The following is an 11,867-nucleotide window of genomic DNA, read 5'->3' as shown; positions in this document are numbered from 1 at the left end:
ACTGATGATATCTTCCGCGACTTCCACGTAACTCTCCGGCAGCGTGGAAAGCAGCTGCTGGAATTTTTCTGAAGAGGATTCCCGCAACACGAAGATTTTTTCAATTTTATCTTTCGGTACAATATCGTTCCGTTTCTTTTGAAAAGCGATCCCGCTCCCCATCACAATTTTCTCTTGAGGGCCATCAATCACAACGACAGCATTATTATTCAAAACTCTAAAAATCCTCATTAAAACCCTCCGTACACATACTCCTTTTAATATTACCACCCTGCCGTGAAAAAATGCCATAACAAGGTTTCCGCTTTAATACTTTAAAGCACGAAGAGGGACAGTCCCTCTTAGCGCTTTAAAGCGTCAGCGCACTGAAAGGGACTGTCCCTGTAAGTTTACGAATTCAATTATTGTTGATCCTTTTCTTTCACATTAAACTGTTTGATGATTGCCTGTAAGGCTTCACTTAATTCATTAAGGTTCTCTGCAGAGTGCGCAATGGTTCCCATCACTCCCACCTGTTCTTCCACAGATGCCAGGACCTCTTCGGAAGAGGCTGCAGTTTGTTCGGCAACGGCTGAAACACTCTGAATCGAAGCAAGAATGCCTTCACTGTGGGTGGTCACTGTTGCAATTTCAGAGTCAAGCTGTTGAACAGCACCTATAATTTGGGACATTGATTCGGAAATTTGATTGAATTGATTTTCTGTATCTGTCACGGCTCCATTCAGCTTCATTGTAATTTCATTTGAATTCGTCATCGCCATGACCGTTGTTTCTGTTTCTTTTTCAATGGTATCGATCATTTTTTGGATTTCAGCTGTAGCATTGTTTGTACCTTCCGCCAGCTTTCGGACTTCTTCAGCGACTACAGCAAACCCTTTCCCTGACTCCCCTGCTCTTGCGGCTTCAATACTTGCATTCAATGCCAAGAGATTCGTCTGCTGGGAGATCGCATCGATCGTTGTGACGATATTGGAAATATCCTTGATGCTGGTATAAAGCTTGGAAATTCCCATACTGATTTTCTCAGAGGCTTCCGCAGTGGCTTCATTGGATTCCTGCAGGAAAAGGACCTTATCTTTCCCCAGTTTGATGGCCTCTGTGGACTGTCCTGTCAACGTATGGATCATTTGATTCTGGCTGTTCATTTTTTCTATGGCGTTGTAGAGGTTTTCCGACTTTTGGTTGGTAGACTCAATGTCTGCAGCCTGCGCAACGGATCCCTGTGTGATCTCGTTCATGGCGCGTCCCATCTCTTCACCTGTCGCACTCGTTTCTTCAGTCAAAGCCGAGAGCTCCATCGCTGATTGGGACACCTGCGTGCTCGTATTCTGTATGTTCGTCAGGATAGACCTTAACTGACCTGCCATCGTATTGAAAGCTTTCCCCAGTTGGCCGATCTCATCGTTTGATTCAGGAAGTTCTGGGATATCCAAGTTCCCGTCTGAAATCAATAGTGATGACTGTGTAATCTGTCCCAACTGCTTCAATTTTCTTCTGCTTACAAGATAGAAAATAATCAAGCCGGAAACGGTGATAATGACGGAAATTCCAAGAATTAAATATAATAAATGATTCAAAGAACCATAGAACTCTTGTTCATATGCTCCCACTCCAATATTCCAATCCCAAGGTTCATAGTAAGACATATAGATAATCTTGTTTCGTTCAGCTGTCTCACCGGCATTTTGCCAGGAGTATTCATAAAAACGGTCATCGATACTTTCTTTCTGAGCTGCCTTTACTAAATCTTGCACAACATATTGGCCGCTGGAGTTCTGTACGTCTTTTTTGTTTTCTCCAATCTGGATGCTCGGATGAAGCTGAGCGATATGATTAGAGTCATAAGCCATCAAATACCCTTCGTTTTTATAAACGAAGGATGATTGAGAGAAGTCGTAAATCGTTTTTCCATCTTTGCTTTCAGGTGGACCGACCAATAATTCCCTTGCTTCCTGCTGAGCTTCTTTCAGCGTCATGTTTCCTGCTTCGACCTGCTGATTTAAAAGATCTATCGCGGAAATTGAATTGCCTACGATATGCTGCAGATCCAATTTTCCGCTTTTAATCAGTTCGTTCTTCGCAAAGTTATAGCTTAATAATCCAAGAGTGGTGGTGGCAACCAGAATTAAGATCGTGATACCAAATAATAGCTTTGTAGAAATCTTGTTGAATTTCATTGCACTGCCCCTTTGTCATAATTTGTAGAATAAGTTCTTTATTTATATCGGTTATAAAAGCGCTTTCTGAAGAGTTAATTTTTTTCTTTAGTACTTTAAAGCACGAAGAGGGACTGTCCCTTTTCGCGCTTTAAAGTCCCAAAGTAAAACCCCCTTGCGTTTTACGCAGGGGGGTTCAATCCAATTTAGAATTGTGTGAGTGTATTGCTAACCATCATGACTGTGACAATGATGGCATAAATGATGCCTCCAAGATAAGGATTTTTGGTTACTCTATAGATTTTCCGTGTGATTATTGCGGCCAACGGAATGATAATCACGATTGGGAAAAGCCAAATTCCAACAATAGGAGATACCGATGTGAAGTAAACATCTCCTTTGGTTAAGAAGTGTGTATATTGAATGGCAATTAGAACCGCCGCACTCAGCCCATTGAAGATAGCCATCAATGCTGTATTGACCCACTCCTTTTTCCCTCCCGATACATAGTTGAAGCAGTTGACTGCGATTGAGTTAGCTACATAGAATACCAAGAAGAACGGGAGATATTTCAACGCCAGCAATATCTTATCTGGTGTAAACGCTTTAATAGCAATGACCCATAAACGGAAGTCTGTTTTAAAGAAATAGTCTGCTATAAACACCAACCCGAATGCCGCCACAGTGACAACCAATGAAAGTATAATCGTTTTCAAAAGTGGCTTCCAGCTGATTATAGCACCCGTCTCCCTTAAGTCCATACCTTGCTTCTTAGAGAAGAATCTGTAAGATAAAAACAGGATAACCAAAGTCACCACGCCCATCACGACAGACCATACACCGATATAAAATACCGGCGCCTGCGGAAGGAAGGCGGGACGGTTTTCCACACTCCAGCTGAAAACTGCCAAATAAGACCAGCCTGAAATTATCGCACTGACAAACAGGCCTCCCCAGAACCAGGCTTTTCCGATCCCGACAGGTGCAGCGGCAGCCGTTGCTTCTTTTGATGCTCTCAATGAAGAGAAAATCCTGGTTTTCAGCATAACCTTCGTAAAGCTTACAACGAACATGAAGAAACCAATCAACCCAAGAAAGTTAAAGAAAGCCTTATACTGCCACGCCTGATCGGAAGGGGCAATAGGATGTGGTGCCCCGATCGTTTCTTCAAAGTAATCCACGCTGCTCTCTACAACTGATGCTGAGAAGTGGTTCCATGGATGAATCTGATTAGGATTGTAAATGACTCTCGTTGCTTTTACGCCATTTATGTCCTTCCCATAAAATGTATAGCTTGATCTAAGTTCACCCTCATCCTTTGGATCCACACCAAAATTCAAAAATGACTGAGCATATTCTGTATCAATGTAATCCCTCGGAGGCGTAACTGTTCCATCCTCACTCAGACTACGAAAGAAAAATTCATCATACTTGGCCGCTATGATTCCTACATCACGCGAACCATACACATTGGTATACTCCTGTGTATCATTCCTCATAGACCAATACAACGGTTCCCCTGGATCACTTGAATACATGGCATCGTTGGCCACTAACAAAACAGAGGAAATCAACTGTTCTCCTTCCGGTTTCTTGTTGTCTTCAAGAACAGACCAGTTTGCAGCTCGTGCACCGTTGGAATGTCCTGTAACACCAATCTTGGAAGTATCCACATACGGAAGGTCTGCCATCAATTCCACTGCATCATACATCCCTGTTCCACGATTCTGCCATTCAGTTGAAGCTACTGCATCCGAATTCCCATGACCATACATATCAATAGACATTACTACATAACCGCGTCTTGAATATTCAACAAAGTTTAAGTCCTGCATCTCCCTGTTGTTGTACCAGCCATGACTCGTCACAATTCCGGGAGCGGGATTATCAACCGTCGCACTATCCGGAACAAACAAAAGCGCACTCATCAAATGGCCTGAAGGCGTCTCCCATCGTAAATCCTTAACGGTCACCTTACCTCCTGAAGTTTGTACCGCAGAAGCTCCTATCATGCTGATAAGTACAAGTACAAGAGAAAGGATCAGAAACTTCTTACCTCCCTGAAACAATTTCATCTTCTCACCCTCCATCATCTATTTGGAAAGCAGTAAAACAATATTTCGCCTTACTAAATATTTAATGTGGCTTTGTCCTGTTTATTCCTCAAAACATAAAATAATCTTTCAAATATAATGCTTGAAACGAAAAGTGTGTGGCCTTCTGAGGGATTAGCGGGGCAGACTCACCGCCCGCCCCCGGAGTCGCACACCCGGAGCGTAAACCCTGCAACACCGTACTTGTACTTGAATAACAACATTCTTTCGCTTTAGTACTTTAAAGCACGAAGAGGGACTGTCCCTTTTCGTGCTTTAAAGCACTAAAAAAAGAGGATGGATTCTGTAGAATCCATCCTCTTTATATGAGTACTATCCAGCCGGCAATTTCATTTTGTCTTTAAATGCTGAAAAGTAACCTTTGACCGTTTCGAAAGCTTTATTTGATGGGTCAGGGTGATTTTTCAAGTCACTTTCTTCTTCAGAAGAAGTGCCGCCTGGCTCCTCGTCTGCCTCGTCGTCAGGAAGATCGCCGACAAGTGCCGGAGAATAAATATGACTGCCGTTCATAATCATCCGGATTGAGGATACAAATTCTTCACTTGAACTATCCTTTGGTAAATACCCCTTGATATCCGATTTAACTTTTTCAAAGTAATCCGGCTTTGCGAATGTGGTTAAAACAATCAGATTGGACCCGAATGCCTTTAATTCTTGAGCAACGCCGGCTTTTGCATGCATGTCTATATCCATAAGACAAATATCCGGTCGAAGCTCCCTTACAAGAGACAAAACCTCTTCCTCTTTGCCCGACTGTCCGACTACTTCCATATCATCTTCTAAGTTGAGCAGGGATCCAATGATGCCTAATAAAAATTCCTGGTCCTCTGCAATGACTATTCGAATCATGTATTTTCTCTCCTTATCGGACTTTCTAAGCAAAGACTCTCCTTACTGAATTGAAGGAGAGTCCGTTACAGGCGAATTAAAGTTCAGGTTTGGCTTCAGTTGAAATCCTGCGATGATCGGCGATTGACTTGATGCCCTCTTTAAAACTCACAAAGTTCTTTTTATCTTCATCCCACAGACGGAATTTTAGAGACTGCAAGCTTGTTGCAAGAGTAATCGTCGGCACGTGCTGCAGGGGGGCAGTATTCGAATGCGCATCTTCCAAACGATAGTTAGGTACCCGCGGACTTAGATGGTGAACATGGTGGTACCCAATATTACCTGTTAAGAACTGCATGATTTTCGGAAGCTTGTAAAACGAACTTCCTTCTACTGCTGCAAGCACATATTCCCATTCATTATTTTCTTCAAAATAAGAATCTTCAAAAGTGTGCTGAACATAAAACAGCCAAATTCCTACAGAACCTGAAATCATAAAGATGGTTCCTTGCACCAGAAGAAACGACTGCCAGCCAAGTGTTACACCAAACAGAGCGATGAGAGCAACAATGATCACATTCACAAGGTACGTGTTATTACGCTCTTTCTTGCGGGCATTCTTGCGGTTGAATCTATTCTGCAATAGGAATACATAGATCGGGCCTAGAATAAACATTACAAACGGATTGCGGTAAAAGCGGTAAGCTAAACGCGTCTTGAGCGGTGCTTCTGCATATTCTTTCACGGTAAGAGTCCAGATGTCCCCAGTTCCCCGTTTATCCAAGTTTCCACTCGTTGCGTGGTGAACAGCATGTTCATGTCCCCACTGATCAAATGGGAAGAGTGACAACACACCAACCATTGTCCCAACAATCCGGTTGGCACGGCGGCTCTTAAAGAAAGAGTAATGGGTGCAATCATGGAAGATAATGAAGCTTCTGACAAGGAACCCTGCAGCAAACACCATTGGAACGAGAGCGAGCCAGTATGAAACTGATAAGCTTTGGTAAGCAAGGATCCATAGTAGAATGAACGGTCCTAATGTATTAATGATCTGCCAAACACTTTCCTTTGTTGTTGACTGTTCAAAAGGGGCTATTTCTTTTTTCAAGGTTTTTAAGTTTGTCATTTAGTAGAATTCCCTTCGTTTGTTGATAAGGTTATTATAGCCTGGTAATAAAAAGCCGATAAGTAGTAGGTGTCATATGCAGGGTATGACAAATGTCATATATGAAGGATCAACCCTTGCCGCTCTAAGCTTTTAAAACTCTAAATAAGTCAATTTTTTTTTGAAAAAACGAAAAAACCAGACCCTTTTCTCTACTTTTTAGAGAAATTTGGTCTGGTTTTCATTATTTTTAACCTTATGCATCTTGCTCACAAGAATTTTTTTTACTGTAATGCCTCATCTAATCCATTAACATTCATCCCCAAAATCTCGGTCAAACCTATCCGGCAGTGAGGAAATACACAATTCTTATTGAACGGTATATCCGCCATCAAGTACGACTGCCTGCCCTGTAACTCCGCGTGCCCCTTCCCCGCAAAGGAAAATGGTATATCCGGAAATTTCTTTTACAGACAAAAGTCTTTTCTGAGGGACAAGCGGATAGATGACGTCTTCGAGCACTTTCTCGAGTTCGACGCCTCGTGTCCTCGCCAGATCCCCAAGCTGGTTCCGCACAAGCGGAGTATCAACGTATCCAGGACATACGGCATTCACCGTTACCCCATGCTCAGCTGCCTCCAAAGCCGCCACCTTCGTCAAGCCGATGACTCCATGCTTCGCCGAGTTATAGGCTGCTTTGCCGGCAAAGCCGATCAGGCCATTGATGGAAGCCATGTTGATGATGCGCCCGAATCCCTGTTTTTTCATGATAGGCAGTGCGTGTTTAATAGCGATGAAAGGAGCCGTCAGCATGACCTTGACGAGAAGCTCAAATTTTTCAGTAGGAAATTCCTCAATGCTGGAAACATACTGCAGGCCGGCATTATTAATAAGGATGTCGAGTGTTCCATAATGCTCGACCGTTTCCTGAATCGCTTGCACAATGTCCTCTTCGGATGTTACGTCACATTTAATTCCGATCGACTCAAACCCTAAGCCTGTCAGCTGTTCAGCCGAAGCTTTGACTTTGTCTTCCTGCAAATCCGTCAGGACCACTTTGGCTCCCTGCTCAGCGAAATCTTTGGCGATTTCAAAGCCGATGCCCTGGGCTGCTCCTGTTATCAACACTACTTTATCATTCACCATAAATGTCAACTCCTTATGGGGACCGGTGTACAGGCATGTTGGAGTACAGCCCCGCAAACCGGCCGCCTTTTAAAAAATTTGCTCTTTTCGCAAGCATTGTTGAAAATATCCGCTTCAAACAATCATTCGTAGATAGATTCAGTAGAGATATAGTAAAAGCAACAAGCTTTTAAAAAACAGCTAAAATTAAATTCCAAGACCAAGCGAGAATAACAGAATGGCCATCGCCAATCCAATCAGTGGAACAACGACCGTCAGAGCCCCTACTGCACCGTAAGCTGCCGCGTGAGTCTCATTACAGATCGAACGGATCGTTGTGACCACATAACCGTTATGCGGAAGAGAATCCAGCGCGCCGGAAGAAATCGCAACCGTACGGTGAAGGGCTTCCGGATTGACGCCCATATCCATATAGTGCGGCGCAAGGATAGGAAGCGCAATCGCCTGACCGCCGGACGCCGATCCCGTCATACCGGCAATGACACTGACCGCGATCGCTCCACCGATCAACGGAGACCCCGGGATGCTCGTCATTACGCTAACCGCTGTATCGAAAGCCGGCACAGCTTTTGCTACACCGCCGAAACCGACAACCGCCGCTGTGTTACCAATGGCAATCAGCGCACCGATTGTACCTTCAGAAACTGCTCCCCAGAAACCTTTGAAATATTTACGATTCAATAGATAAGCCGAAATGACACCACCAAGCAGTGCGATGATCAAAGCAGATTGCTTGAAAGAATCATGGAAAATGAATGCTAATACCAGCACTACCAAGAGTGGCACAAGGCCCATTAACGGATTAGGCAGTTCCCTGCTGCTGTCGATAACAGGATCTTCCTTCCGTGCTTCGAACCTTTCACCTTTGGCTACAGCCTTGTTGATCATTCGTCTTAACCACCAGTAACCGAATACCGCCATAAATACGGCAACAATTAAACTTACTTCCCATCCTGCATAAGGAGTTGTTCCAAGATAATCAATCGGAATCCAGTTCTGGATTTCCGGTGAACCCGCAGACGTCATGGTAAACGTCACCGAACCGAACGCCAATGCCGCTGGAATGAATCGGCGAGGCAAATCAGCCTGTTTGAACAAACTTACAGCCATTGGATAAACAGAGAAAGCTACAACGAACAAACTTACACCGCCGTATGTCAAAACCGCACAGGCAAGGACAATCGCAAAAACGGCATATTTCATTCCGAGCTTATCAACGACGAAACGTGACACACTGTCAGCTGCCCCGCTATCTTCCATAACCTTACCGAATACAGCACCAAGCAAGAACATCAGATACCAGGAAGCAATGAACCCGGTAAATCCGGCCATATAGTTGCTGACCAGGTTGGCCTCACCTTCCCCGACAAGCTGCGGAAACAGCGGCAATCCGCTGAGCAAAGCAACAAACAAAGCCGAAATCGGCCCGACGATAAGAATATTCATTCCCCGCATCGTCAAAACAATCAATAATATAAGTCCCCCAATTAGACCAATCATGCTTAACATGAAAGCTCCCCCTTTGTCCTTTTAAAATATAATTATTAGTTCACTTCACTAACATCCAGTTCCGTTCCAGTTGAAGCAACAATGTCCTCAACCGTAAACCCTTCAAACACTTCAACCAGCTTCAAGCCGTTTTCCGTCACATCAATGACCGCTCTCTCTGTGATTATGCGGTCGACAACACGTTTGCCTGTCAGAGGCAGACTGCAATCGCTTACAATTTTAGGCGACCCGTTTTTCGACACATGATCCATGATGACAATGATTTTTCTTGCTCCATGGACCAGATCCATCGCACCGCCCATTCCTTTGATCATCTTGCCTGGGATCATCCAATTGGCCAGATCACCATTTTTAGAGACTTCCATACCTCCAAGGATCGCCACGTCGACATGTCCTCCACGGATCATGGCAAAAGACTCTGCGGAATCAAAGTAGGAAGCGCCCGCAATTGCCGTCACTGTTTCTTTTCCAGCATTGATCAGGTCGGCGTCAACTTTTGATTCATCGGGATAAGGTCCAATCCCCAAAAGCCCATTTTCCGACTGAAGGACTACATGTTTGTTTTCCGAAATATAATTGGCTACCAGGGTCGGCATCCCGATTCCCAAGTTTACATAGTCACCGTCATTGATTTCTTTTTCAGCTCTCCTGGCAATTCTTTCTCTGACTGCTGCTTTATCCATATTTCTCGCCTCCTTACTTGCTGACCGTTCTTTTTTCAATTCTCTTTTCCTGCTTTGCTTCTATCATTCTTTGAACATAGATACCAGGTGTTTGTACATGGTTCGGATCAATATCCCCGATTTCTACCGTTTCCTCTACCTCAGCAATCGTGACTTTCCCGGCAGCGGCAATCATAGGGTTGAAATTTCTCGCCGTTTTATTATAAACAAGGTTACCGGCACGGTCACCCTTCATCGCCCGGACAAGGCTGAAGTCTGCCGTCAAGGCTTCTTCAAGGACATATTCCTTTCCATTGAACATCCTTGTCTCTTTGCCTTCTGCCACGACAGTGCCTACGCCCGCCGGAGTGAAGAATGCCGGTATGCCGGCTCCACCTGCGCGAAGTCTTTCTGCCAGCGTTCCCTGCGGCACAAGTTCCACTTCAAGTTCACCTGATAATAATTGTCTTTCAAACTCTTTATTTTCCCCGACATAAGAACCGATCATCTTTTTGATCTGTCTTTTTTGAAGCAGCAGGCCAAGGCCCCAATCGTCCACTCCGCAGTTATTTGATATGATCGTTAAATCTTTTACGTTTTTTTCTACCAAGGCAAGAATCAAATTCTCTGGAATACCGACAAGACCAAAACCTCCAAAAGCCAAAGTCATTCCATCCGTGATTCCATCAATTGCATCGACAGCCTGGTCATAAACTTTTTTCATGTTAAACAACTCCTTTCTTGCAAAAAATAATGCTCACTCATTTATAAAGCAAGAAGTGTGCCAACTCTTCACTCCTTGATAAAACGCCTTTAAGCTTGTCCTTCTGTCCAGAAATCCGGACAAATATGAAAGCGCTTTATACAAAAGTAGAGACAATGTTCAAATTTATCAGAATAAAACAAAGGTGTCCGGAAAACTGGACTCCTTTCCAGATTTCCGGACACCTTATTCGATTCCTAATTTCTTTATTTTTTCATAGAGGCTGGATTTGCTGATCCCCAGAGCTTTTGCGGCAGACCGCCTGTCATCATACTTTTTCAGCGTCTGTGTTATAACTTTTTTCTCTGTTTCCTCTAAAATTTCCTTCAAAGATTTTTCGCCAAATTTATACGAATTATCCCCTTTGATATAAGCAGGCAAGGACTCCTCTGTAATGGTCTCATCTGAAGTGAAATAAGTGGAAGCCTCAATCACATTCTCCAGCTCCCGGATGTTCCCGGGCCAGCTGTAACGGTTGAAGATTTCCAGCACCAATGGATCCAAACCTTTCAACCGTTTTCCTGACTTCTCAGCAGACTTATCCATGAACTTCCTGGCCAGAACCGGAATGTCCTCCACTCTCTCCCTTAAAGGCGGGACCGTGAATGGTATGACATTGATTCGATAATAAAGATCCTCCCTGAACCGCTTTTCTTCGATCATTTTCTCAAGAGGGCGGTTGGTTGCAGCAATGATCCGGACATCGACCTGTTCGGTTTCTGTTGCCCCGACCGGTTCCACCTCACCATCCTGAAGGACACGCAGGAGCTTGACCTGCATGTTGAGCGGCATGTCCCCGATCTCGTCAAGAAACAAGGTACCTTTGTCGGCTAACTGGAATTTTCCTTTCTTTCCGCCTTTCCGCGCTCCGGTAAAAGCCCCTTCTTCATAGCCGAACAGTTCCGATTCCAGAAGTTGTTCAGGGATCGCTGCACAATTCACTTTAATAAAAGGCTGCTGGCTCCTCTCACTTAACTGGTGAATACTGTGGGCAAACAATTCTTTCCCTGTGCCGCTTTCTCCCCTGATCAGAACGGAGATATCACTTGGGGCAATGGTTTGCACCTTCTGCTTCAGTTCCTGCATGCTTCTGCTGCCGCCGCATATATCCGTCAATGTATACTTGGCTCCATTGTTGATGTCCTGAATGTAGCTCTGCATTTTGGAGAGAAGATTTTTCACATGGGAACTCATCTGTTTCCACTCACTGGTGTCACGGAAGAATACCGAACCGAACGCGCCAACAACTTTGCCGCCAACCACAATGGGAATCCGGTTGGCAATCATATAGTTCCCTCTGATGTACTGCAGATCGGCAATTTCTTCTTTCCCTGTCCCTGCCACAATATGCATTCTCGTATTCTCAATGACTTCTGTCACATGGATTCCAATCGCTTTTTCACGATCAACTTCAAGAAAATCGCAATAACTCTGATTCATGAAAATGATTCGGCCCGTATGATCGACCACGACAAGCCACTCAAACGCATTCTCCAAAATCGTTTCAATCATATCTATGGAAACATTCCCTAATAAACTCTTCATAAGGACCCCTCTGTGTTATGAAAATTTCGTTATTTT

General features: G+C 44.2%; 10 protein-coding genes. All 10 read right to left on the bottom strand.

Translation table 11 applies throughout. The features are described 5' to 3' along the window. The coding region (locus BSG1_RS12370) for a CAT RNA binding domain-containing protein (RefSeq protein WP_006837391.1) at nt 1–231 on the bottom strand (231 nt) is incomplete at its 3' end. 170 nt (nt 232–401) lie between these two features. Beyond that, nucleotides 402–2,177, bottom strand: coding sequence for a methyl-accepting chemotaxis protein (locus BSG1_RS12365; protein WP_006837390.1), 1,776 nt, complete (start codon nt 2,175–2,177; stop codon nt 402–404). 185 nt (nt 2,178–2,362) lie between these two features. After that, nucleotides 2,363–4,231, bottom strand: coding sequence for a dienelactone hydrolase family protein (locus BSG1_RS12360; RefSeq protein ID WP_044022839.1), 1,869 nt, complete (start codon nt 4,229–4,231; stop codon nt 2,363–2,365). Nucleotides 4,232–4,582: 351 nt separating this feature from the next. Beyond that, nucleotides 4,583–5,119 carry a response regulator gene (locus BSG1_RS12355; RefSeq protein ID WP_006837388.1) on the bottom strand — a complete coding sequence of 179 codons (537 nt, stop codon included), beginning with the start codon at nt 5,117–5,119 and terminating at the stop codon, nt 4,583–4,585. A gap of 76 nt (nt 5,120–5,195) precedes the next feature. Then, nucleotides 5,196–6,227: a fatty acid desaturase gene (locus BSG1_RS12350; protein WP_006837387.1), complete on the bottom strand. Its 1,032-nt coding sequence runs from the start codon at nt 6,225–6,227 to the stop codon at nt 5,196–5,198. A 348-nt stretch (nt 6,228–6,575) separates the two neighbouring features. After that, complete coding sequence (locus BSG1_RS12345; protein WP_006837386.1) at nt 6,576–7,352, bottom strand: 3-hydroxybutyrate dehydrogenase; 777 nt, start codon at nt 7,350–7,352, stop codon at nt 6,576–6,578. Nucleotides 7,353–7,538: 186 nt separating this feature from the next. Further along, nucleotides 7,539–8,861, bottom strand: coding sequence for a GntP family permease (locus BSG1_RS12340; RefSeq protein ID WP_006837385.1), 1,323 nt, complete (start codon nt 8,859–8,861; stop codon nt 7,539–7,541). A 35-nt stretch (nt 8,862–8,896) separates the two neighbouring features. Beyond that, nucleotides 8,897–9,544: a 3-oxoacid CoA-transferase subunit B gene (locus BSG1_RS12335; protein WP_044022838.1), complete on the bottom strand. Its 648-nt coding sequence runs from the start codon at nt 9,542–9,544 to the stop codon at nt 8,897–8,899. A 13-nt stretch (nt 9,545–9,557) separates the two neighbouring features. Continuing rightward, the gene (locus BSG1_RS12330; protein ID WP_006837383.1) at nt 9,558–10,247 is read right to left on the bottom strand and encodes a CoA transferase subunit A; all 690 of its coding nucleotides are present in this window, start codon (nt 10,245–10,247) and stop codon (nt 9,558–9,560) included. A gap of 225 nt (nt 10,248–10,472) precedes the next feature. Beyond that, nucleotides 10,473–11,831 (bottom strand): sigma-54 interaction domain-containing protein, encoded by a 1,359-nt coding sequence (locus BSG1_RS12325; RefSeq protein ID WP_006837382.1) that lies wholly within the window; start codon nt 11,829–11,831, stop codon nt 10,473–10,475. Between the last annotated feature and the right edge of the window lie 36 nt (nt 11,832–11,867).

The sequence above is a fragment of the Bacillus sp. SG-1 genome, from assembly GCF_000181495.1.
Lineage (GTDB): Bacteria > Bacillota > Bacilli > Bacillales > Bacillaceae_B > Rossellomorea.
Note: the sequence above shows the minus strand (reverse complement) of the source record. Positions and strands in the feature narration are given on the sequence as shown.